21 protein-coding genes, 2 pseudogenes and 1 riboswitch are annotated in these 22,492 nt (G+C 33.9%); of the genes and pseudogenes, 19 read left to right on the top strand and 4 right to left on the bottom strand.

From position 1 onward, the window contains the following. Positions 1-689 precede the first annotated feature (689 nt). A riboswitch (cyclic di-GMP riboswitch) is annotated at positions 690-777 on the top strand. A gap of 408 nt (positions 778-1,185) precedes the next feature. From ACOAOT_RS05270 to ACOAOT_RS05290, 5 genes are all read left to right on the top strand, one after another. Continuing rightward, on the top strand, positions 1,186-1,635 hold the full coding sequence (locus ACOAOT_RS05270; protein WP_420216022.1) for a sigma factor-like helix-turn-helix DNA-binding protein: 450 nt from the start codon (positions 1,186-1,188) through the stop codon (positions 1,633-1,635). 853 nt (positions 1,636-2,488) lie between these two features. Next, the gene (locus ACOAOT_RS05275) at positions 2,489-2,641 is read left to right on the top strand and encodes a hypothetical protein (RefSeq protein ID WP_420216023.1); all 153 of its coding nucleotides are present in this window, start codon (positions 2,489-2,491) and stop codon (positions 2,639-2,641) included. Positions 2,642-2,732: 91 nt separating this feature from the next. Next, positions 2,733-3,155 carry a GNAT family N-acetyltransferase gene (locus ACOAOT_RS05280; RefSeq protein WP_420216024.1) on the top strand — a complete coding sequence of 141 codons (423 nt, stop codon included), beginning with the start codon at positions 2,733-2,735 and terminating at the stop codon, positions 3,153-3,155. A 55-nt stretch (positions 3,156-3,210) separates the two neighbouring features. After that, on the top strand, positions 3,211-3,933 hold the full coding sequence (locus tag ACOAOT_RS05285; protein ID WP_420216025.1) for a DUF5131 family protein: 723 nt from the start codon (positions 3,211-3,213) through the stop codon (positions 3,931-3,933). Between the two features lie 271 nt (positions 3,934-4,204). Continuing rightward, positions 4,205-6,616 carry a P-loop NTPase family protein gene (locus ACOAOT_RS05290; protein WP_420216026.1) on the top strand — a complete coding sequence of 804 codons (2,412 nt, stop codon included), beginning with the start codon at positions 4,205-4,207 and terminating at the stop codon, positions 6,614-6,616. Here the strand turns inward: ACOAOT_RS05290 and ACOAOT_RS05295 are convergent. Then, the gene (locus tag ACOAOT_RS05295; RefSeq protein ID WP_420216027.1) at positions 6,605-7,669 is read right to left on the bottom strand and encodes a D-alanine--D-alanine ligase family protein; all 1,065 of its coding nucleotides are present in this window, start codon (positions 7,667-7,669) and stop codon (positions 6,605-6,607) included. The two genes, ACOAOT_RS05290 and ACOAOT_RS05295, sit on opposite strands and share 12 nt — an antisense overlap. A 202-nt stretch (positions 7,670-7,871) precedes the next feature. Further along, positions 7,872-8,795, bottom strand: coding sequence for a tyrosine-type recombinase/integrase (locus ACOAOT_RS05300; RefSeq protein WP_420216028.1), 924 nt, complete (start codon positions 8,793-8,795; stop codon positions 7,872-7,874). Between the two features lie 518 nt (positions 8,796-9,313). On the opposite strand from ACOAOT_RS05300, the gene ACOAOT_RS05305 reads away from it, so the two are divergent. The 7 genes and pseudogenes from ACOAOT_RS05305 (at position 9,314) to ACOAOT_RS05335 (ending at position 14,495) form a co-directional block, all read left to right on the top strand. Continuing rightward, the gene (locus ACOAOT_RS05305) at positions 9,314-9,955 is read left to right on the top strand and encodes a hypothetical protein (RefSeq protein ID WP_420216029.1); all 642 of its coding nucleotides are present in this window, start codon (positions 9,314-9,316) and stop codon (positions 9,953-9,955) included. 199 nt (positions 9,956-10,154) lie between these two features. Beyond that, on the top strand, positions 10,155-11,774 hold the full coding sequence (locus tag ACOAOT_RS05310) for a recombinase family protein (protein ID WP_420216030.1): 1,620 nt from the start codon (positions 10,155-10,157) through the stop codon (positions 11,772-11,774). Between the two features lie 744 nt (positions 11,775-12,518). Beyond that, positions 12,519-12,821 (top strand): PDDEXK nuclease domain-containing protein, encoded by a 303-nt coding sequence (locus tag ACOAOT_RS05315; RefSeq protein ID WP_491711665.1) that lies wholly within the window; start codon positions 12,519-12,521, stop codon positions 12,819-12,821. After that, entirely contained in the window at positions 12,814-12,900 is an 87-nt protein-coding gene (locus ACOAOT_RS05320) for an SHOCT domain-containing protein (protein ID WP_420216659.1), read from the top strand. The genes ACOAOT_RS05315 and ACOAOT_RS05320 overlap by 8 nt, the downstream gene beginning before the upstream one ends. Further along, positions 12,879-13,077: pseudogene (locus ACOAOT_RS05325) on the top strand (DUF5131 family protein); the annotation flags it as partial. The gene ACOAOT_RS05320 and the pseudogene ACOAOT_RS05325, both read left to right, overlap by 22 nt. Before the next feature lie 62 nt (positions 13,078-13,139). After that, positions 13,140-14,138 (top strand): hypothetical protein, encoded by a 999-nt coding sequence (locus ACOAOT_RS05330; protein ID WP_420216031.1) that lies wholly within the window; start codon positions 13,140-13,142, stop codon positions 14,136-14,138. A gap of 210 nt (positions 14,139-14,348) precedes the next feature. Further along, entirely contained in the window at positions 14,349-14,495 is a 147-nt protein-coding gene (locus ACOAOT_RS05335; protein ID WP_420216032.1) for an HNH endonuclease, read from the top strand. A 203-nt stretch (positions 14,496-14,698) separates the two neighbouring features. Here the strand turns inward: ACOAOT_RS05335 and ACOAOT_RS05340 are convergent, their stop codons facing one another. Further along, positions 14,699-15,457, bottom strand: a complete 759-nt coding sequence (locus ACOAOT_RS05340) for a helix-turn-helix domain-containing protein (RefSeq protein WP_420216660.1) — start codon at positions 15,455-15,457, stop codon at positions 14,699-14,701. A gap of 379 nt (positions 15,458-15,836) precedes the next feature. Continuing rightward, entirely contained in the window at positions 15,837-15,995 is a 159-nt protein-coding gene (locus ACOAOT_RS05345) for a hypothetical protein (protein ID WP_420216033.1), read from the bottom strand. A 334-nt stretch (positions 15,996-16,329) separates the two neighbouring features. Between ACOAOT_RS05345 and ACOAOT_RS05350 the strand changes: the two genes are divergently transcribed. The 7 genes and pseudogenes from ACOAOT_RS05350 to ACOAOT_RS05380 all read left to right on the top strand — a co-directional run bounded on the left by ACOAOT_RS05350 (position 16,330) and on the right by ACOAOT_RS05380 (position 22,481). Further along, positions 16,330-16,527: a hypothetical protein gene (locus ACOAOT_RS05350; RefSeq protein ID WP_420216034.1), complete on the top strand. Its 198-nt coding sequence runs from the start codon at positions 16,330-16,332 to the stop codon at positions 16,525-16,527. An 81-nt stretch (positions 16,528-16,608) separates the two neighbouring features. Then, positions 16,609-16,815 (top strand): annotated as a pseudogene (locus ACOAOT_RS05355) (type VI secretion protein); the annotation flags it as partial. A gap of 295 nt (positions 16,816-17,110) precedes the next feature. Next, positions 17,111-18,889, top strand: a complete 1,779-nt coding sequence (locus ACOAOT_RS05360) for a radical SAM protein (protein ID WP_420216035.1) — start codon at positions 17,111-17,113, stop codon at positions 18,887-18,889. A gap of 56 nt (positions 18,890-18,945) precedes the next feature. Beyond that, positions 18,946-19,968, top strand: a complete 1,023-nt coding sequence (locus ACOAOT_RS05365) for a phosphoribosyltransferase (RefSeq protein ID WP_420216036.1) — start codon at positions 18,946-18,948, stop codon at positions 19,966-19,968. A 29-nt stretch (positions 19,969-19,997) separates the two neighbouring features. Continuing rightward, on the top strand, positions 19,998-20,561 hold the full coding sequence (locus ACOAOT_RS05370; protein WP_420216037.1) for a class IV adenylate cyclase: 564 nt from the start codon (positions 19,998-20,000) through the stop codon (positions 20,559-20,561). A 39-nt stretch (positions 20,562-20,600) separates the two neighbouring features. Next, a complete protein-coding gene (locus tag ACOAOT_RS05375) occupies positions 20,601-21,518 on the top strand; it encodes a thymidylate synthase (RefSeq protein WP_420216038.1) in 918 nt (305 codons plus the stop codon). A gap of 45 nt (positions 21,519-21,563) precedes the next feature. Then, positions 21,564-22,481, top strand: coding sequence for a phosphotransferase (locus tag ACOAOT_RS05380; protein ID WP_420216039.1), 918 nt, complete (start codon positions 21,564-21,566; stop codon positions 22,479-22,481). Positions 22,482-22,492: the final 11 nt, after the last annotated feature.

The following is a 22,492-nucleotide window of genomic DNA, read 5'->3' on the forward strand; positions in this document are numbered from 1 at the left end:
CAGGAAATTATATGGAGAAGATTGGCAACCTCCGGAAACGAAATATAAAATACCACCAATGTAATTTGGTATTTTATGTACGATAATAACCGGATATAAAAAATGATTTCCTAAAGAAGTTGTATGATGCAATGTTATTTGTTTGAAATGGAGAGCAGTTTTTGTATGATATAATGGCTATATTATAAAGGTCAAGTACACAGTTAGGCTTAAAAGCAGTTCATTCCGCCAAAAGAATGGTCTGCTTTTTTGATGGAATGTGCCAGGGGGCGTAATGCGCCGTAAAGAGAACTCCTCATCTACTAAGAAAAGTTAATGGCAGAAAAAGAACATTAAACTTAATAGATAAATTGCTAGTACAACAGATATACCAGAGATATATCTATCCTTATCAGTTAGTTTCGTTGTTTTTAAATCTCCCATATATGATAAAATTAGTACGTTTTGCACATTAAACGATAGTATTAATTGTCGTTATTTGTTGTTTTCATGGTATTTGCATGTTATAATTTACATAGTTACAGAAAATAACAAGCGCATTCCTTTATTATGGATGAATTTCTTAAAGGATAGCTGTGTTTGTAATTATTAACAAGTTTTACAGTGTTCAATGTGTGTGTATGGTTATATCTGATTCGTTAAGAACAGAAGTACCCGTAGTCATAAGAAATAGTTTTATTCACAATAAAATATGTCAAAGGCAAACCAGTTGAAAAACGGGGACGCAAAGCCAAGGATCTAAGGTGTTTCTTGCACTATGATAGCCTAGCCGCCAGAAAAAGCTTTATGGCATTTCTCCTCATTTGAGGGTAGGATTCTGTCTTTTTTAACACCTTTTAAACATGGAAGAAATTAAGATACCGGTGTTTGCTTATTGCTTAAATAAGAGGGGTATCTGTATGCTTCATTCCAACAACTGTGTTTTGAGGTGGAGATAAAGACAGCCGAGTACATACACTTTGCCCACCTACAAATAAATATAATAAAAAATCAGTACTGCACCTAACCTGGCGTAGTACTGATTTTTTTGTTTCGACAATAAAACTGTTTCAACGACTAAATAATACAAAAGTAGTCACTGAAAAAGTCATTTTATACAGAACCCCGTCAATACCCCGATGCAGGTCTCCACCGCTTGTTCTTCATTCTTTGATTTTGAAAATCATGAAATGGAGGACAAGCCAGATGGCAAAAAGAATCAGAAGAATTAATTATCGGGAGAGGTATCCCGAAGCAAGTGATGCGGTTATTGAGGTATTGGAAAAAAGTGACCGCAAAATGGAGTATCAGCAGTATGACTTAAAGGTGGAACGTTACCAAATTGACTGCGTTAGCTGTGCAATTACTCTCATTCCCAGCAGGGAGGATTCCTTTGAGCGGCTGGAGGACTCAAATCACCAGTTTGCATCGGATGAAATAAGTGTAGAGGATGCCGCAGTCCAAGCGGTGTTAATTGAAAAAATGCTCTTCTGCTTAGAAATGCTTACACCAAAGGAGCAAGAACTGATAAATGAGCTGTTTTTCAAAGGGAAAAGTGAACATCAAATATCCAGAGAAATAAATATTGCACAGAGAACCATACATGATCGAAAGGTAAGAATCCTTAGCAAATTAAAGAAACTGATGGAAAATTAAAAAATATTCCGCTCAACCCCCTCGCTTGACGTGAAAGTAAGTGAGGGGGTTTATCTATTGCTCCTTGAAAACTTCATATCCGGCAGCATTAATACATGATCTATCCAGCCGTGTAAAAGCGGCAGCGACATTGACGGGCGCGCCAGAACTGCCTGCGGAAGGTTGAGAGACATCCGTCGAACCGATGGCATCGAAGGTGATGAGCGAGAACGCCTGGTCATAAAACAGTCTATGGTGGACTGTTTCGCAATGAAATGGACAGTGCTAATGCTACTTCCGTCCAGCCACAGACATCGCAATGGGGGCGGCTCGCAGAGATCCTGAGAGAGGTGAAATTCCTATGAGGCCCGTTTAACCGATAGGCCGTTACTGTTGCCGCCCTATAGAAGAATCAATTGGTTCTTTGCGTTTTGGGAAGTTGTGTCGAATAAAAATGCAAAAATGAAGAATAAGTAGAAATATTCATTTTAGAGATCATGAGGCAGAGCAAGATTGCCCTGCCTCATTCCTGTGAGATGAATTTGTACAGACATAGTATTTGAAAATCTACGAATAAATAAAAATACATTTAAATGAGAAAAGAAATAGAATGTAAAATATGTCTTGTTATTACTAATAGGTTGCCGGAAAACTTTGCTGTTCTTATTTATGATTGGACAGTCATGAATTTTTCTGGATTTTAAGTAGGCGGAGAAAATCAATGCGACTTAAATGGTATAGAAACAATTTTACTATACCATTAAGCGCAATCTGTTTAAAAATAAGTAATCGTATCAACACCACTGTATCTAAGAAATTTGATTCCGACAGATTTCATGGCGGATCTCACTGTTAGCAGGTAGGAGGCATTGCTATGAATGAAATAGATAATGATTTAAAAAAGAATTCCTTGAAGCTCACGATAAATGACAAATTGGTAACTTTAACATTTGCGCCAGAACCTAATTTGGAGGTGGCAGAATTTATAAAAAAAACTTTAATAAATTCCTGGTTGCAGAAGAACTAATCTAATTAGAACAGAACAAATGTTCTTTTGCATATTGCACTCCACGATATGCTCAGTTATAATATAAGAAGAGATGTGGGAGGAAGATGTGATGATACGATTATTTGAGTTTAAAGATGTAGATAGAATCATGGAGATCTGGCTGAAGGGGAATGTAAATACCCATTCATTTATAGATGAATCCTATTGGAAAAATAATTATAATTCTGTAAGAGCCATATTACCCAATGCGGAAGTATACGTGTATGAGGTTGGAAATGAAATACTGGGATTTATCGGAATGGATGCAGATTATATAGCTGGAATTTTTGTGGAAGAAGGCCATCAAGGACAGGGGATTGGTCATCAATTGGTAGATGCAATGAAGCGAAAAAAGAGATTATCCTTACATGTCTATGAAAAGAATAACGGAGCGGTGGCTTTTTATAAAAAAGAAGGTTTTTGTATAGAAAATTATTTAACAGAAAAAGAAACTGGTGAGAACGAGTTTCTAATGGTATATAATGCAGGCTAATTCTGGTTACACAATAAAAAACATTCATAATATTGTTCTATAAGGAGGCAGTGAAATGGCAGTTTGGAACCCATGGCATGGATGCAAAAAAATAAGTCCTGGTTGTATGAACTGCTATGTTTATCGTAGAGATGCAGAATTTGGTAAGGATAGTAGTATTGTAACAAGGACGGCAAGTTTTGACTTGCCAGTTAAGCGTGACCGCAAGCGAGAGTATAAGTTACAGCCTGAAAGAGAATGTGTATATACTTGCATGACTTCTGACTTTTTCTTGGAGGAAGCAGATGCATGGCGTTCTAAAGCGTGGGAGATGATCCGAGAGCGAAGCGATTTACAGTTTGTAATTATTACAAAGAGAATTAACCGGTTCGATGTCGGACTACCAGAAGACTGGAGAGAAGGCTACAACAATGTCACAATCTGTTGTACATGTGAGAATCAGAACCGTGCAGATTATCGCTTACCTATTTTCATGGAACTTCCAATAAAGCATCGGATGATTATTCATGAGCCAATGTTGGAGCCAATAAACATCCGGAATTATCTATCTATGGGAAAAATAGAGCAGGTTACTTGTGGTGGAGAATCGGGGAATGAGGCTAGAATTTGCGATTTTGCTTGGATATTAAGTACCATGCAGCAATGTATGGAATACGATGTGCCCTTTTGGTTTAAGCAGACGGGGAGCAAATTCAAAAAAGGTAATAAGGTATATACCATTGAGAGAAAGGATCAGATTAGACAAGCTGAGAAGGCTGGAGTAAATTATAGAGTCTAAGATGACCTTGTTATGGTAATAAAATGATAAATATTGATTGTAAGAATTTGGTGAGTGTTTATTTAAATGAATAAGTAGAAAACAGATTACAGTACTATGGATATTATAAAAATAAACATTTTAATTTATTTAATTATTTGATATAATAAATGAAGGATAATTCAATATTATCCTCTATTCATTACTTTTTTAGATAATTTGTAATTAATCTATAATTAAGAGAAAAAGTTGGTGTTCAGCAGAAGAGATAGACTGTGAGGAATTTTTATATATGGAGTTTAAATACATAGATGTAGCATTTGGAAAAATCAAAAAACAAATAACTGATTTTGAAAAAACAATATTCTTGTCAGGAATTGAATGTGCTGGTAAAAGTTATGTGCTAGAAAAAGTCGGGAAATATTATAGTAGTGATAAAGTAATTTTACCTTTAACATCAACATCTGTATTAGAAAATCTTGAATACGGAGTATTTATTGCTGCATTATCTAGAACGGGCGAATATAGTCAGGCACTGTCAGTTGCAACAGGAATTATTAGTGAAAAAAATAAAACTTTTGGATTGGTAAGCGAGTTCTTGGTTAACTATAAGAAAAATCAATTAAAATATCAGCTAATTTCTTTTTCAGAAGTTGAAATTGATATTTTGAATAGAATATCTCTGATTTGTAAAAAAAGTGAATTGTTAATTTTAGCAGATGATGTTGATAAGTGGGACTCAGAATCGAAAAAACTATTAGGAAAATTAATAGCTTTACAAAATGACTTGGAATGTAGTTTCATAAAAGATACAGTGTTAATTTTTACAGCGAAAAGTGTAGAGTCATTAGATTTAAATATAGGGAGTTGTTTTCATATTGAGATAGAATGCAATTTAAGCTACAATTCTTTTTCAGAAGAAGCAAGAAAATTGAAAATATCTAGTGAACAAACAATACATGAATTATATGACATTACAAATGGAAATATTGGCTTAATTGCAAATATAAAAAAATACATTGACGTATCTTCCTTAACGCGAACAGAATCTATACAAAAGCAACTTTTTCAGATATTAGAAAAACGAATTGATTCATCAAAAAAAATATCAGATGAGGTTTTAAGCACACTACAGACAGCAACAGTAATTGGTAAGGAATTCAATCTGAAATATCTAACCAAATTACTAGAGCAACCAATAGGGGAACTGGATTACCATATAGAAATAGGGTGTGATGAAAAATTTGTAACCAAACAAGATAGCGAAAATCAATTCTCGTTTTCTACAGATACATTATATAGCTTTTTTGTTTCAAAATTAAACGGAAGAAGTACTGATTACCATTATAAGTTTGCTAAAATATTAGAAAAAATATCTCCATATCAGTTTTATTTGAGGTATTTTCATATGAATTTGTCCGGAAATGTCCTTGAAGCAATTCCGCTTTTAACTATTCATTGTATCCGCCAGTGTATGGATGGATGTGATCCAAGCGAAAAATCACTAGAAATATTACATAAACATGACAATTATTGGAATGTGTATCAGAATATCAGTCAGTCAATAAAAAATTATAGGACAGGAACCGATTATACTCAGTATTATGATTTAATAGAATCATCTGATTTATGCGTAGATCCAATGGTTAATATAGAAAAAGATTATGTTTTATGTCTTTTAAAATATCGAACCGGTAATATAAACGATTTCAATGATATTGAATCAATTCTTGCGGAATATTTTGATGGAGATACAGACTTTTCACAGCATATTCGGATAGGTATGCTTCTATTCCTATTATATTGTAATAGACTTGGCAATTATGAAAAAGCGAAAAAAGTAGAAAAAACAATAACCAAACAAATTCAGCAGGAGTTAGTTAATTGTTTAGATTTAGAAAAAGAAATTAGAATTATGGAACGTCTTTCTCCTGCTTTATATGCAAATGAAATAGCATATGTAAAAACACGAAGAAGTTTAAACTTTTTTGAAGATAAGCGAACGAATTATAGTAAAGAATATATTATGTCACTTACTAATTTCCTTGGTGTGGGAATTTATCTCGTTGGAACAACAGTGGATTCAGAACTTTCATGGGAAAGCTTATTTACAAAGGCATGCAAGGGCATTGAATTTCTTAATAATGTTTTTAATATGAATATTTATGGTATACCTAAGTTGATAAATAATTATATTTTAGTAGGAATACTATCCAGAAGTCTTACCTTTCAAGAGGGAATAGAATTGTTTGATTCATTATTGTCTGAAAATGGACATATACCATCCAGAGCTTTACTTGAATGCAATCAAATGATCTTGAAATTTCTTGATGGAGAAAAGGAAGAGATTCTTGTACCAATGAAGGAGCTTTTTCTTAATACTAAGGCACATGAATACTATCACTTTATAATAGGAATTAATTATTTGAATATATTGATTGTAAATAGGGCTTACAAAGATGCAGAAATTATTTTTGATGAATTGAATTATGTAGTTCCAACCATTTCAATAATGGATGATCTTTATATAAAGAAACATTATGATATGTTGAAAATAATCATTGCTGAAAAAAAACAATATTCATCTATTGAAGAATATTGCCAATATTTTGAAAAATCCATACATCTGGATGAATCACCATTTCCTGATGTATGGAGAAAAGCAAGTATCTTTTCTGATTTACAATACTGGTCAGAATACTAATTGTTTATGATATGTAAGCTCAATAATACATGCAAAAATGTCTTTATATTCAAGTTCCATTTCCTTAAAAACAAATGCAAAAGCACTATGTCCAATAAGGTATGGGTGAGTAGAAATATCTGTAATATAATAGTTTCCATTAGCATCTATACGGAAATCTACTCGTCCATAGTTTTCCATGCCTAAGCATTTTGCCGTTTTAATAGCCTCATCAATTAATTTGTCTGAAATTGTTTTATTTATTGAGGAATAAGCAGCAAAGCTGTATTCCTCAGAAAAAGCCAAATCATACGTGATAATCTTTTCCGCTAGGTTTGGCGAATTATTAATTGTAATAGCAACTGGTTCTAACACTAAAGGATCATTTCCAATGATTAACGGTACTTGAACTTCATACCCCTGAATAAACTCTTGTACGATTACATCCTGTTCAAACTCGTTATACAGATTATTTAATAACCTTATTGAGTCAGTGGAATACTCAAAAATTGAAGAATCACGGACGCCTCGAGATGCAGATTCATATGTAGGTTTTGCAATTAGTTTCATATTGTTAGGTGGCTCTATACCATTAAGCCAACCTTGTTTCGTATAAAGCCACGATTTTACAGCACTGATGTTATTTTGTCTAAGAATTGCATTATAATGGAATTTGTGGCGACCTAAGCATGTTATATAGGCATTTGAACCTGTTGACGGTAAGTTGTATACATCACAAAAAGAAGGAATTAAAGATTTTTTACATAATCCAGTGCCATTTCTAGCCAAGTTAAAAACTACATACTTCGGCATTGTGGCATTGTTCGAATGATTTAGTATAAATTTTATAAATTCATCTTCATTAAAAAACACATTTACATTGTATCCATTTTGGCGAATTGCAATTAGCATCTGATTGTATTCGTCTTCCGTAAAATATTCTGTTATTATACTATCTTTTGTCTTCCTAAAATCTTTAATCTCTGTTTTATTAACAACATTTGCAACAAAAAGGATTTCAATGTCTGCTGAAATATTGGTAAGAAGACTTTTGATATATTCTCTTTTGTCCATTTGCTTCCCCCCTACTAATCACTTATTAATTAAAGAATAAGATCACTTTGCTTATAAAAGATAATTACAAATCACCTCATAACCAGCAAGCAATAAAAGATAATATTGAATTATCCTCTATAAAAAATGATGGAGAGAGAATCTATGTTGAGTAAGTTAAAAAATAGGCAGCCTTAATAATTAAACTAGGCTGCATATATTTTTAATTGAAGCTAAAGTAATTACGAGGATGTTTGTTTGTTAAAATATTTTTTTGTTTAGCTAACGTAACATGAGTATAAATTTCAGTAACATTTATAGAACTATGTCCGAGCATTTCTTGAATAAAACGAATATCTACATCTTCCTCCAATAAATATGTAGCAAAAGAATGTCTGAACATATGTGGTGTGATATGTAAAGGAATGGCCGCCAATAATGTGTATTTATTTATCATGTTTCTAACGGATTGTTCCGAGAGACGATTTTTTGAACGATTTACAAAAAAATAATCTGAACCTATAAGTTCTTTCTCAAAATTAACTTGATATTTTTTTAATGCAAGAATTACATCGTCACTTCCTATTTGTATGCGACGTTCTTTAGACCCTTTACCATAAATTAGTACATTTTTTTCAATAAAATCAATATTGAAAAATTTTAAAGAACACAATTCCGAGATTCGCATCCCTGTGGCGAATAAAAGCTCTATAACAGCAATGTCCCTAATAATACATTTTTTTTGATATGGAGTAGTAACTTGGTCTTTTTGTTTATATATTGAGGAGATAAATGTCTCAATTGTATGCAGGGGTATAGTTTTAGGTAAAATCAAGGGTTCCCGAAATTTCACTTGCAATTTGCTAAAAGGATTAACAAAAATAATATCCTTATATTCTAAGAAGTGAAAGAATGCTTTTAAACTTGCAATTTTACGTTTTACAGTTTTTGGTTTGAATGTTTTATGAAGTAAAGAAATAAAATCTTCTATTAAATGAGGATCAGAGTACTTTAATAATTGATTTGATTGAAATCGCTCAAACTGCAAAAGATCAATTTTGTAAGCTTTAAGAGTCTTGAAATCAAGCCTTTTTTGGGATTTGCAGAATTCCAAGTAATTTGAAATAGATGATTGTAAATTGTTCATGGTATATTTATGCTCCTTAGTTTTTTATATATTTTAACAGATATTATTGAATTAGGAATAGGGACGTAATAAAACAGAGTAATACTTCAAATATATCCTTAAATTACATCAATGCAATTGCTTTATTTACTATTGAGATATATAATATATATTATTTATTCGGAAAATGGTATTTTTAATAGACTATATCGCAAAGGAAGCTAAACAGAAAAAAATATGAATCCAGACGATTTTGTCTGTAGCGTTTGTCATTCTTCCATATGTATAGCAGAAAACGGAAATGTAGAAAAAGAATTTTGTACTATGTGTATGGTTAGAAACGCAAATGAACACCCTTTAGGAGACCTGCTATCATATTGATGTACGAACGGAAAGATTGGCTTTCTATGACGGTGATGCCTAATAAATAAAGCTTAAAAGGGTAATAAAAATCTCAGTAATATTTGAACTATATTTGAGCTTCTCATTATGTATAGATGATCATGCATATGGTCGGGTATACATGCTTCTAGAAAGGGATGATAGAAATTTTTGAAAATTTAGATGCCAATCAGCAGATTGCTCTGATTTCTGCCGGAGCAGCTCTCTTAGGAGCAATTATTGGTGCAATTGCGTCCTTAGCGACAACTTGGCTAAATAAGAAAGTTCAGTCCAGTGGCAAAGTTTCGCTTTACGCAAAAATTGTGCACTCCAGAGGAGAAATCAATAGATCGTGGGGATATTATAGGAGCAGCAATAAACCGGGACTATTCATGCAAGTTCCAATTTGGTTTGATGTGTGCAACACTTGTGGCATTCCACGCATTCTCCGTAATGTTAATCTATATGCCTATGCAGGTAAGATTGAAATCGCCTCATTTACACAAATCCAACGTATTGGAGATGGCGATGATGCAATCTTACTAGGCGATAAAGAATCCTATACTCTGGTAATTCCAGAAAACTGTGCACGTCGTTTTGACATGAGTTTCATATTATATGAGCAGGAATTACCGCCCGATAAAAAGGCATTTGACGAGCTCATCCTAACTTATTTTGATGAGAAGAACAATATTCAGGCTTTTCGTTTCGCAAAACCAAATCATTGTTGGGTCGAAGGTGCATTGAAAATCGAAAAGCAATGGATTACTTTGGACAAAAAATGCCCTTATGCTAAATAATAAAAACAATCATCATTGGTTAATGTCTTATCTTTTAAGGCCGCTTTACGTTTTGCTACAATATTACGAAACTATTCATATAGCTTTCCAATTAATTGTGTGAGATAATGGGATTGGCGAAGGCCAAAGTTCCTTGACAATTTAATATATCAAGTGTCCGGTCTCTCATACAATTTTTATATGAGAGGAAGGATACAATATGGCTGAAAGAGTTTATTGTTTATACAGAGTTTCTACCACCAAACAGGTAGACCACGATAACCAAAATCAAGCAGATATACCAATGCAAAGAAAAGCCTGCCGTGAATTTGCAGAACATATGGGCTGGACAATCATTCGCGAGGAACAGGAAACCGGTGTTTCTGGATTTAAGGTCAGTGCAGCAGATCGTGATAAACTTCAGCTTGTTAAAGAACATGCTGAAAAGGGAAAGTTTGACATTTTGTTGGTATTTATGTTTGATCGGCTGGGAAGAAAATCTGACGAAACACCTTTTGTCGTAGAATGGTTTGTAAAAGAAGGCATTAAAGTATGGAGCGTTAACGAGGGAGAGCAGCGTTTCGAGTCACATACAGACCGCCTAACGAATTACATCCGTTTCTGGCAGGCTGATGGTGAAAGTCAGAAAACCTCCATAAGAACCAAAACTGCCCTTGGCCAGATGGTTCAAGAAGGTCGCTTCCGCGGTGGCGTAGCGCCATTTGGATATCGCCTTGAAAAAAGCGGAGTAATGAACAAGCGTAAGCATGAGGTCAATAAATTGGTGATTGATGAAGAAGAAGCTGAAGTAATACGCATGATGTATAACTTATGTGTATCTTCCGGATATGGACGCTGGCGTATTGCTATGTTTTTAAATGACAAAGGTATTAAAACCCGGAATGGTGCAAACTGGCATGAATCATCAGTGGGAGCAATCTTGAAGAATGTAACTTATAAAGGGATACTCCGAAGCGGAACCACATTTTCGGAACCATTTAAGGAACTTCAAATTATTGATCCATATACATTTGATCTTGCTCAGGAGCTAATAGAAGAACGCATCAATGAGAAAAGGGAAGAGAGAACTACTCCGTTAAATACTTCAGGGCAATCACTTTTATCCGGTAATGTATTTTGTGGTCACTGCGGTGGACGTCTGGTCTTAACAACTAACGGCAAAGTAGTTAGACTAGCGAATGGTGAAACAAAAGGCGTTAAACGAATACGATATATTTGCTATAATAAAACAAGACGCCGTCTTGAGTGCGATGGTCAGACAGGATATACAATGCATTTACTTGACGATGCTGTTACTCAAGTGCTACATCAAATTTTTGATCGTATGTCAGTAGTCCCAGACAACATGGTTGTTAGCAGCGCACAAGATCGTCACATGACAGAACTCCGGACAGAAATAAAAAGGGTGAAGGCTGAGAATACCAAGGCAAATACAGAATATGAATCATTAAAGGCTGAAGTTGTCAAAGCAGTACAAGGGAAAAGTAAAATGCCCGTGGAAGTCCTGTCGGAATTAGTCAATGAAAGCCGTGATAGGGTTCTTGCAACCAGTGAACGACTGACTGCACTTATGACAGAGCTTGAACGAGGTAATGAAAAGGCTGCGGAAATGAAAAATGAACTTTCTCTTATTCGCACATGGTCAGAAATTTTTGATGATAGCAATATGGAAGTCAAGAAGATGATAACCAGTTATATAATAAAACGGATAAATGTGTTTAAGGATTATAAACTGGATATTGAGTTGAACCTGGATATACAGCAATTTCTTAACGGAATCGATAGTATAGCCGAGGAAAAGGCTATTACAGTGGCATAGTAAAGTAACACATATTCGCAATAATCTCTTCACAGCTGAGTAATATAATATATCCTACATATAAAAACTTGCTATTTGGGGGTGCACACCCGACATATCGGGAGAGCGCTTGAATGGCATTCAAGAGGTCATGGGTTCGAATCCCACTATCTCCACTAAAACGGTAAGCCACAGGCATGATTGCTTGTGGCTTAAATTATAACTTGTAGGGATGGTCACTTGATAAATCAAGGGCAAAAAAGGTACATTTTGAATTTAAAAGTGTGACTTTTTAATAGTTCATTTCACAGATATAAATTGAATTATTGATTATATTAAAAATCATTAGTTATGTTCCCAACTGCCTAAGTTCTCGCCAATATTGAAAGGTTACGGAACTAAAGTTCTGACCAAGAAGGTTACACCCTCTTGTGGTGCTTTGCACCTATCTCCTGTGGACGACGGTCATCCGAATTACGGCAACAGCGAATGTGGAATCCAAAGTCCTGTTGCAAAAGAAAATGGGTTAAATTATAAAAGAAAGGTAATAGAAAACCACGATGATTGAGGACCTGAGAGTAAAAACTTTCACGTCCTTTTTTATTCTGAAAATCCATGCAAGGCCTTCTGATATGATTAAAGATCCATATGTATTTGAGTTTTTGGGTTTACTGGAAAATAAGCCTGTTATGGAAAGTGAATTGGAAAAAGCACTTACAGAGCAGATAGAAAAGTTTTTAAAATAATACCCACTATTATGTTGATATGGTATTCTATAATAAACCGCTGAAGTCATATGTGCTGATTGAACTGAAGACGACAAAGCTTATGCCAGAGGCAGGACAGCTAAATATGTACTTAAATTATTATGAAAATGAAGTAAATGAAGAAGATGATAATAAACCCATTGGAATTATCATGTGTACGGATAAAGATGCATTGACTGTTGAATATGCTCTTGGTGGTTTATCAAATAATATATTTGCATATAAATATACCTATTATATTCCGGATAATGAGAAGCTAATTGCTGAAGTTGAAAAGATTGTGAGGAAGTGGAATGACTAAGGAACAGGCACAAAATGAAGTGAAGTATAAAATTTCTTTAAAGATGTTGAATGCTTGGAACAAGGGTTGGAGCCAATAAACATCCGGAGTTATCTGTCCATGGGAAAAATAGAACAGGTTACTTGTGGTGGAGAGTCAGGGCACGAGGGTAGAATTTGCGACTTTGCTTGGATATTAGATATAATGCAGCAATGTATGGAATACAGATGTGCTCTTTTGGTTTAAGCAGACGGGGAGCAGATTCAAAAAAGGTAATTAGTAATAATAATTATTTGATTTTTTATAATCTAATGATAAAAAATGTGGAGATGAAGGTAAATGGAAGAAAAGAAAAGAACGTCAATTATAGATTTTATGGAAGTACATCTTGGCTTAATAAGTGCATTATCATCTTTATTTGGTATAATATTTACGGGTTTATTAAGATACAATTTTTATTGGTATGAAAAAGGTTATTTTAATTACTGGGAAATACCTGTTAGATATATGGAAATTGACCAAATAAATTTATTAATACAATTATTTTATAATTTTTCTATTACATTTGTATCCATAACATTTTGTATTATATATATTAAGATATATGATTCATGCAAAAAGAAGGGTAGAATTTTTTTACATATAGTCCCTTTATTAATTAATATTTTTATAGTTTGGTATGTTAACTATAGAATAGGTGGAATATTTTCTGAGGTTTTGAATCTAAAAAATGAAGATATTTGTTATTTTTATATTTGGATAGAATGTATTTTTTATCCCATGGAGATTGGATTCATACATTTATTTAAAAGAAAAAGTGCATCAAAGAGTAAAAAAGAAAATAAAAGACTTGCAACAATAGTTAAGGAGAAAAAGCCTTCTGAAGAAGTGAGTGAAGAAATAGCTGAGACAGACTGCAAAGATATTAAGATAAGTCAAGAAGCAGAGCATAAGCGGGAAAATAAAATTATTAATAGAGATTTTACAATATGGCATTTAGCTTTAGTCGTTTACATTATATGTGTTATTCTTTATATTAGTTCTAACCTCTATAATAATAGAAAAGATAAGTGTAAGGATACGACTAAGTTTGAAGTCATACAAGACGAAGCTGGAGAGAAGTATGTGATATTAGCAATATATGAGGGAAAAGTATTTGTAAAGCCATGCACCCTCTATGAAGAAAGCCATTTTATTGCTATTAATGCTGATAAATACAAATTGATGGAGTTAGGAGATAAAGAAGTAGAAATCTATAATTTTAATGACAAAAAAGAAGCATTTAAGCTATTGAATAGTAAAGAGTATATGGAAGAGATATCCAATGTTTCAAATTGATTGTTATAAAAGACGATTAATATCGAGAGAAAGAATAAATATTATGATAGATTTAAAAAGATATACACGCTTAATTGGTAAGCGCCTAATCTAAGGGTGGATTTTAAATTGCACCGTTTATCTTTATAATTGTTATCAGGAAATGCGAGCGTTTTACTCTAAGCCTTTGCGAGAATGCAGCATTTTACTCTATTTCGGAGACTAGCAATTATGAGATCAAAACGAATTTCTGCCAATCAGCTCAAAGACCTAAAAGGTAAAAGCTATTGGGAGCGCTTTATGATTGCGAGAAACCGCAAAACACTGGCGCTCTGTATAGACTGTCACGAACAATTACATAATGGCAAACTGAATTAATAAGTGGAGAACCGTGTGCATCGAGAGGTGCAAGCACGGTTCAGGGGCGAGTGTTTGGAAACCTGTCATAGAAATATGATAAGGCGCTGGGCACTTAGCCTACATCGTAAGCATGGTCAGCTTGAATTTGCTGCGCCCGCTATTCTTTTTGCTTGCCTTGTTTAAGCTGTTCTACCGGTTAAATCCCCGGTAGAGTTAGCGGTTTATTCATATTTCTTTCCAACGATAATAATTGGGATAGATACAGCAAAAACAGGTGCTAAGGTGATAACCAGCCTGTATGACTCCCATATATGAGAGAAACACCAACTTAATATTCCATACAGAATCGGAAATAGAACCGCAACACTCTGCGTTGTCACCCGACCCACGCGTAAAATATGCGGCCAGTTGGTGTTATTAAAGTGCATCCCTGCTATGTTTATTCGAAAAATCCCATCTGTGTAAAAACCGATGCAATCTTCATCATAAAAATCTGGCAGTACTTCTTTTATAATAAGGCAGAACCAGCCGCCAAAGAGTAGCATGAGAAATTCCACTAAAAACAGATCTGTAAACAATTTTTGGTTTGAGTATCCAAGCAACGAGAGAATAAGCACCTCAAGCAATACAACTGAAACACAAGCAATGTATACAGCAACACGGTGCTTTCGTTTTTGCGCTCTCACGATTTGCTCCTCCTTTGTTGACAGCAGAATCGTTTTGGTTAGCAACTCCTCCACTGTGGAGGGAGAAATACTTGTGGTCTCTTTCGTCTTCTCACCCTGTAATATTTCGGTCACGGTTACACCAAGCGCCTCAGCCAGCGGCATAAGGATAGTAATGTCGGGCATACTCAACCCTCGCTCCCATTTGCTCACTGCTTTGTCGGACAGCATTAATTTTTCAGCCAGTTCTTTTTGTGTGTATCCAATCTCTTTGCGAAGTCCTGCAATAAAGACTCCGCATTTATCGTAATTCATTTCATTCAAATTATCCACCTCCCACAAGTATGGTAGCATTTGTTCTTGAATAACGCAACCGACTGTCGGTAGAGTTGCCATTTTACACGTTATACCGGCTTATTCTTGTGGCTTGCGTGTCAGTCAAAGCGGTGTCTTGTTTGTGTTCATGTATATCTGCCAGGCGATAGCCCCAGCAAGATGGTTCTTTAGATGATGTAAAATACAAATAGGAACAGGAAATAAAGTCCACACTGGTGGCACAGATTGCCAAACAATTAACCCACTTACAGGAAGTCGAACACGACATCCGTGAGTGAGTTTATCTTATTCGTAAGTATGTGTGCGTGGATGCGCTTGACCGGGAGCTGCTCATCGGGCTGGTGGATAAAATCATCCTTTACAAAACATCAATCATAAGCTGAAATATTAGTCTGCTGGTTTCCGGATCGCGGCACATAAGTCTGTCAAGCAATTCATCGGTAAAGCCTTGTGCAAACACTACCGTAATTGGTGCAAGCAGAAACCGCTTTTTCAGTCTTAAGTTGAGTTCTTCCATAAATGGCTCACCTACAATCTGAGAAATTTGGTTATAAAACTCCTTCAGTCGGAAGAAATCATTCCCTGAAATAACGGTAAAAAGCTACGCACAGCAATTTGAACTACAATATACACATAATTCTACAGCAATTGAAGGGAACACACTTACCCTTTTGGAAACTAAGGTGGTATTGGAGGAAGGGCTGTCTGTAGGTGGAAAAAAACTTCGAGAAATTTATGAGGTCATTAATCATAACAAAGCCTATCAGTATGTAAAAGACTGTATCGCAGAAAAAAGCCTTTGGACGAGCATATTATTAAGGACTTACATGCTATTTTAATGGAGAATATTTATGATTGGAAGAATATATCGGAACGTAGATGTTTATATTTCTGGTGCCTCCCATACTCCGCCAAGCCCTAACGAGATGTATCGTCAGGTAAAAGCATTTTATATGGATTTGCAGGATAGAGCAATAGAAAATGTAATTGAGCTTGCTGCCTCTTTAACTAGAAAGACCTCCAGTAATAATGGGGGTCTTTCTAGTTAACAAGTTAATATTCTTCAACAGCAAGCCGTCACTTTTTAGTGGCGGTTTTTTTGAGTTAGTTTATACGAAAGGAGTTTGCTTATGTCGAAAAAAAGCAATCCTGAGAGTATATCGCAGAAGGATATTCGAATTCAGGAGTTTCTTGATATGATTGCACCCTCGGTGGTCAAATTTAATACGGAACATTTTATTTGCGGCAACACTTACCGCTGTGTGTGAGCACTTCGTGAATACCCAACCGCCACTGATGAACAGGCTATTTTCCGTCATCTTGGTGAAAAGGACGGAGACCTGAAACGGCAGAGCAATAAATTAAGTTAGTGCAGACAGCATAAAAACCATCATACATTTCTTGTATAATTTGTCCTGTAATCTTTTTCTTTTTTCGGGTTGTTAAATTAATTTATTCCAATAAATTAATAAAATATGGTGAATCATGTATATTTTGTCCTGTAATCTTATTAGTTTTTTGGGTTGTTAAACTAACTTATTCCAGTAAACTAGAAGTATAAAGAATCTTTCAATATTACCATAGGATTATTATTCTTTATAGAACAAATAATGTGAAAAGGACGAAGTGTATATGGAAATGTTTGATGTATATAGCAGTAACGGTATAAGAACAGGCAAAATAGAAGACAGAAAATATGAACTTTTAGACGGTGAATTTAGACTTGGTGTTAATGCATATATTTGTAATTCTCAAAAACAATTTCTTATACAAAAGCGTTCTGCTCAAAAAGAGATTTTGTCAGGTGTTTGGGACATACATATGGGACATGCAACTACAGGTGAAGAATCTGATGATACATTATTTAGAGAGATTAAGGAGGAATTAGGAATTACCCTTGTTCCCTCCAATATACGTTTAAAAAAGCGGTTTGTCTGGTATGAAGAGAAATATCTGCTTGATCTATATTTCATTGTTTCAGATATTAAGATATCTGAATGCGTTCTACAAAAAAGTGAAGTAGATGATGTAAAGTATATTGATTTAGATGAAATGAAATATCTTATTGATAGGATGAACAGACCATTAGAGTATAAAAGATTAGTTTACAAAGGAGTTGAAGATTTATTGGCAGCTTTGAATAAAACAGAGAATATAGAATTACCTGTTATTGCAGAATGGAAGATAAAATTACTTGAGTTTGGAGTAAATACAGAATCGGATTTTAGAACATTGTCGAATGCAGATTCATACAAAATGAAGCTACGAACGATGAATCCAGTTGCAAATAATTTTAAAGTAGTAGATACAGCGGCTGATCAGGAGTTAATACCATCTGAGATTCTACTTAGTGATGATAATAAAGGAAAATCCATTGTTAAGTTAAGATATAATCCGAATTCACCTCTAGTTTTAGCAATTACTAATTCTTCTGATGGTACTATGCAAATTATTGATAAGTTAAATGGATGCATCTGTCCATTGAAGGTTTCACTTGTTCCAGCACCAAAAAAGTTAATAACCCAGGTTCAAATCGGAGAACGTTTCATTGATATAAATGTTTTTGATTATATTAGCCTTCTGGGAATGGATAGAATTAGTATAATACCGTATGATGGATGCTGGAATTGGAATTTAGGAACTCCATGCAAATTTTGCGATCTTCATCCTAAGAGAGAAATCGGAATGACGTCACTACGTCCAACATTGAATGATTTGCATAAATGTAATTTTGATGCAGGTGTCTGGTGGAACCAATATGCCATACAATATTATAAATGTCTATCTGCATCATTAAAGTGCTTTTTTGAAAATGTAAAAATAGAACCGCATCTACATTTGATGATTATGGCTGGTAATTTGCCTGACAGTAATTTATTGTGGAAAATCTGCGAGAATATTGTTGACATTGTGAGTGAATATGTGAATTTAGAGGATATTGATTCGTATCTAAATATAGCACCCCATAATAACATTGAGGACTTGGCAAGACTTAAGAGAAAAGGTTTAAAACAAGTACAGTATAACCTGGAAGTAAGTAATGAGGAAACATTTCGTGATACATGTCCAGGAAAAATGGATTTTAGTAAGATAAAAAATAAGCTAATTGAAGCGGTTACAGTAATGGGAAAAGGAAATGTACGAAGTAACTTTGTTTTTGGATTACAGCCTATGAATGAACTGTTAGATGACATTAATATATTGTCTTCAAAAGGTGTTGTATGTGATTACAGTGTTTTCCAACCTAAAAGAGGTACTCCATATGCACAACGTAAAGCTCCAGATATGAAGGATATTGTTACTTTTTCAAAAGAACTGGCAGCAATTTATAAACATTACAATTTTAAGCCGATATTTTGCTCACTAAGTAGCCGTTCAAGTATCATCAATGAGCTTATGGAGCAAGATTAGGAACACTTGGCGTTTTTATAAACGTCTATCTCCTTATAATATAGTGAGGTGCTAATGTGGATAATATTAGTGAATATATAGTGTACGGTTATAGTGGACGAAGCATAGCAACTACATATACAAATGATTTGTCGGAAATATGTGACAAGACGAATAAGGGTTGGAAATATGAGGTTGTTGATGATAGTTTTTGGTTGAGGGCGCCAGAAGTATGGTTGGTTAACATAGCAGATCCTCAAAAGGCAATCTATTACGGTAATACAACAATTAATTTTGCATATTACTGTTTCCTTCAAAAACTGATTAGAGTGAATTCATTCGTTGAGTATATTGAGTCGGTTATTAAAAGTAAATCCATCTATTACAAGAATTTTAGTTTTGTGGTCTCAACAGGTGCTGTACAAGAGGCTGATATCAGAATAATTGGTAGTGATTTACGTGTTAACAATTTAAAAAATGATCTGTTTCAAAGATTCTTCACTAGTAAACAATTTACAATAGCCTATGATGAAGCTAAATCAATTATACCCATTAATAATCATGAAAAGCTATGCGTATATGAACCATTTGAAAGACTTTCTGCCAACTTAGTAAATTACTATAATAGATTAGGAAAAGCGTTTCATGTTGTTGGGTGCAAGAAAGTATATAGTTCAGTAATTATAAATAGAATTCGAGAGCAATTAGTTGATTATGATATTATTGTGTTTGTTCCTACCAGTTGTTTTGGGTATATGTCAAGTTTCATATCCGAAGAAAAAATAGACGATATTTCGTATATCGAGATGCACTCAAATAAAAATTTACGACGTTATATGCATTATGATAGGAAAGATTTTTCAAATAAGAGAGTATTAATTATTGATAAGTGCTATTCGGGAAAGACCTTGCTAAGAGTGAAAAAGCTTATAGAAGACGCTGGTGGAATCGCCATAACGATGGGGTTATTCCCTAATAACCGCTATGTTGCCAGTAGCCTGGATTATGTTGTTGTGCTTAACAGAATTTATGATATGTCTTCTGAGGCAGTTTCAGATGACTGGCTGGTTAGAAAATATATTGAGATACTCTCTTCTTAAGATAAAATTAACGTAAAGGAGTAATAATAATGACTGCATTAGAAACTGAAATAAAAATAGAATTATCTGATCCAAGATCAGTGATTCAAAAATTAAGAGAGAATGGAGCAGTTTTTCTAGGGGCGGCAAAGGAAAAGACTATTAGGATTGACACTAAGAATTGTGATTTAGAGGAAAAGGGATTATTTTTGAGAGTACGAGGTGGATTTTCTAATACAATAACTTTAAAAGAAAAAGTTGGAGAAGATACTACTACAAGAAATCGTTTAGAAACAGAGTTTGAAATTGAAGACATTGATAATATGATTTATATTTTCAAACGGATTGGATTTGATTTTATTCGGGAATTGGATAAATACAGAACCATGTGGTCTTTTCAACAAGTGTCCATCGTCATAGATGAATTGCCATTTGGAATATATATGGAAATTGAGGGTAACGAGGATCAGATAAAAGCAGTAAAACAGGAGCTGGATTTGATGAGTGAAAGCTCTGTTATTGAAACATATTGGGAAATCAATGAAAAGAAGAATCCTAATAATAGCAGTATTATATTTCCACAAGATTATAATCTTAAGTTGATTAATATGTAATTAAAAAAATAACGAAAGCTTTGTAGAGGAGACAAAGATATGGAATGTTTTAGTAATATGGATGATGTATATATACACATGAGCAATAAAGTTAAGAGTTCTCCTTTTGTATCACCAAGAGGAGTAAAAGTCAGGGAGCTTACAGCACAGACATTTGAACTTAGTAACCCTCGTAAGAGGATTATTGGTAATGGATTGAGAAAGGTGTCATTATCTTTTTCAGTAGGTGAATTCCTATGGTATCTTCGTGGTAGCAACGAATTAGAAATTATGCAATATTATAGTAAGATGTATCCTAATTTCTCTGATGATGGGATATATTTGCATGGGGCATATGGAAAAAGAATTTTTGGTGAAGAAAAAGTATTAAATTCATCTTGGGAAAGAATTAAGCAATTATTAAGAGAAGATCCAGATTCAAGACGTGCTGTTTTGCCAATATATAACAGTGGTGATGTCGGATATCATTCAAATGATATACCTTGTACTTGTCTGGTACAATATTTTATTCGTAATGATAAATTAGATTGTATTGTTTATATGCGTGCAAATGATTTGTATCTTGGAACACCGTATGATGTTTTTAGTTTTTCTATGCTTCAAGAACAGATGGCTTGTGAGCTTGGGGTTGAGCTCGGTACATATACTCATATGGTTGGAAGTCTTTGTGTTTACGAAAAGAATCAGTTAAGGATTGAAGCTATTGCAGATTCAAAGCGAGAAAATGTAATAGAAATGCCTAGAATGACATTATTAAGTGATGTACAAAAACAAAAGGTACTTAAAAATGAGGAGAATTTGCGTAAGCATAAAGTGGCAGATTACGAAGGCCTTGATAGGTATTGGAGAAATATAGTATACATCTTAGAAATAAAAGCAAATAAAGATTTTATACCTACAGAAGATGCATATGATTATGTTCGAAACTATTTTGATATATTAAGGACTAACGTATAGCTTATGTAATATCTGATAAATTTAGCGGAGGGGAATGGGGAACTTTTGAAAAAAGAAGACATTATAACTATTATTCAAAATCAATATAGCATTTCCATAAATAATTTTAAAGTAATTCCAAGACTGATGTTCAGAGAAAGCTTTTATTTTGATGATGATAATGGAAGAAAGTATGTTATAAAAAAATATCCAAAATCAACGGAGGACCAAGAACTTGTATCAATTATTCGTTTCTATTCTGAGCTCTGTCATTATGGTACTATAACTAACAAAATTGTGTTTGACCGGGATAAAAATGCTGTTTTTGAACTTGCAGATGGCAAATATGTAATATTCACTTATTTAGAAGGAGAAAAATGCAACATTGCTAACTTTAAGTTGAGTTACGGTTCTGCTCTAAAGAGCCTCCATAACAGCTTGTGTACTATGGATACCAATCTTGCGGGACTATCGACTCAAGAACAGGTAAACCAATGCATAGCAAATATTAATGATTGGGAGGAGATTGATGAACTGTCATCGATGATTATAGGGATGACTGCAGAAACTTTGAAAGCTTGCAAAAATTATCAGACATCTACCCTATCTATAATTCACGGAGACTGTACACGAAATAATTGCATTATTACTGACAATAAAATTACATTTATTGATTTTGATAACTTTAAAACAGGGGACCCTCTTGAAGACTTAGCTAATGCGGCAAACTCTGTTTTGTATGACGATGAGATTCCGCTTACTAGTGACAAAGAGAATACGATTATACATATTTTTTCTGATTATGGTTTACAAAGAAATGAGTTTGAACGGGTAAAAAATTATATGAAAATAAACTGCGTAATAGAATTGTACAAGCATCGTGAAAATTACAGATATTTACGACGTACGCCGGGTACAAAAAATTACTTAGGAAAGTTAATTGGAATATTTAATTCTGTGAATTACAGTTTATTACAGCTTTAAAAAAATTGGGG

Source organism: Lacrimispora struthionigena (assembly GCF_048627165.1).
Taxonomy (GTDB): domain Bacteria; phylum Bacillota; class Clostridia; order Lachnospirales; family Lachnospiraceae; genus Lacrimispora.

Excerpts from the sequence above, each read along its gene's own strand:
- ACOAOT_RS05270 (WP_420216022.1), top strand. The coding sequence starts at position 1,186 with ATGGCAAAAAGAATCAGAAGAATTAATTATCGGGAGAGGTATCCCGAA.
- ACOAOT_RS05275 (WP_420216023.1), top strand. The coding sequence starts at position 2,489 with ATGAATGAAATAGATAATGATTTAAAAAAGAATTCCTTGAAGCTCACG.
- ACOAOT_RS05280 (WP_420216024.1), top strand. The coding sequence starts at position 2,733 with ATGATACGATTATTTGAGTTTAAAGATGTAGATAGAATCATGGAGATC.
- ACOAOT_RS05285 (WP_420216025.1), top strand. The coding sequence starts at position 3,211 with ATGGCAGTTTGGAACCCATGGCATGGATGCAAAAAAATAAGTCCTGGT.
- ACOAOT_RS05290 (WP_420216026.1), top strand. The coding sequence starts at position 4,205 with ATGGAGTTTAAATACATAGATGTAGCATTTGGAAAAATCAAAAAACAA.
- ACOAOT_RS05295 (WP_420216027.1), bottom strand. The coding sequence starts at position 7,669 with ATGGACAAAAGAGAATATATCAAAAGTCTTCTTACCAATATTTCAGCA.
- ACOAOT_RS05300 (WP_420216028.1), bottom strand. The coding sequence starts at position 8,795 with ATGAACAATTTACAATCATCTATTTCAAATTACTTGGAATTCTGCAAA.
- ACOAOT_RS05305 (WP_420216029.1), top strand. The coding sequence starts at position 9,314 with ATGATAGAAATTTTTGAAAATTTAGATGCCAATCAGCAGATTGCTCTG.
- ACOAOT_RS05310 (WP_420216030.1), top strand. The coding sequence starts at position 10,155 with ATGGCTGAAAGAGTTTATTGTTTATACAGAGTTTCTACCACCAAACAG.
- ACOAOT_RS05315 (WP_491711665.1), top strand. The coding sequence starts at position 12,519 with ATGGTATTCTATAATAAACCGCTGAAGTCATATGTGCTGATTGAACTG.
- ACOAOT_RS05320 (WP_420216659.1), top strand. The coding sequence starts at position 12,814 with ATGACTAAGGAACAGGCACAAAATGAAGTGAAGTATAAAATTTCTTTA.
- ACOAOT_RS05330 (WP_420216031.1), top strand. The coding sequence starts at position 13,140 with ATGGAAGAAAAGAAAAGAACGTCAATTATAGATTTTATGGAAGTACAT.
- ACOAOT_RS05335 (WP_420216032.1), top strand. The coding sequence starts at position 14,349 with ATGAGATCAAAACGAATTTCTGCCAATCAGCTCAAAGACCTAAAAGGT.
- ACOAOT_RS05340 (WP_420216660.1), bottom strand. The coding sequence starts at position 15,457 with ATGAATTACGATAAATGCGGAGTCTTTATTGCAGGACTTCGCAAAGAG.
- ACOAOT_RS05345 (WP_420216033.1), bottom strand. The coding sequence starts at position 15,995 with ATGGAAGAACTCAACTTAAGACTGAAAAAGCGGTTTCTGCTTGCACCA.
- ACOAOT_RS05350 (WP_420216034.1), top strand. The coding sequence starts at position 16,330 with ATGATTGGAAGAATATATCGGAACGTAGATGTTTATATTTCTGGTGCC.
- ACOAOT_RS05360 (WP_420216035.1), top strand. The coding sequence starts at position 17,111 with ATGGAAATGTTTGATGTATATAGCAGTAACGGTATAAGAACAGGCAAA.
- ACOAOT_RS05370 (WP_420216037.1), top strand. The coding sequence starts at position 19,998 with ATGACTGCATTAGAAACTGAAATAAAAATAGAATTATCTGATCCAAGA.
- ACOAOT_RS05375 (WP_420216038.1), top strand. The coding sequence starts at position 20,601 with ATGGAATGTTTTAGTAATATGGATGATGTATATATACACATGAGCAAT.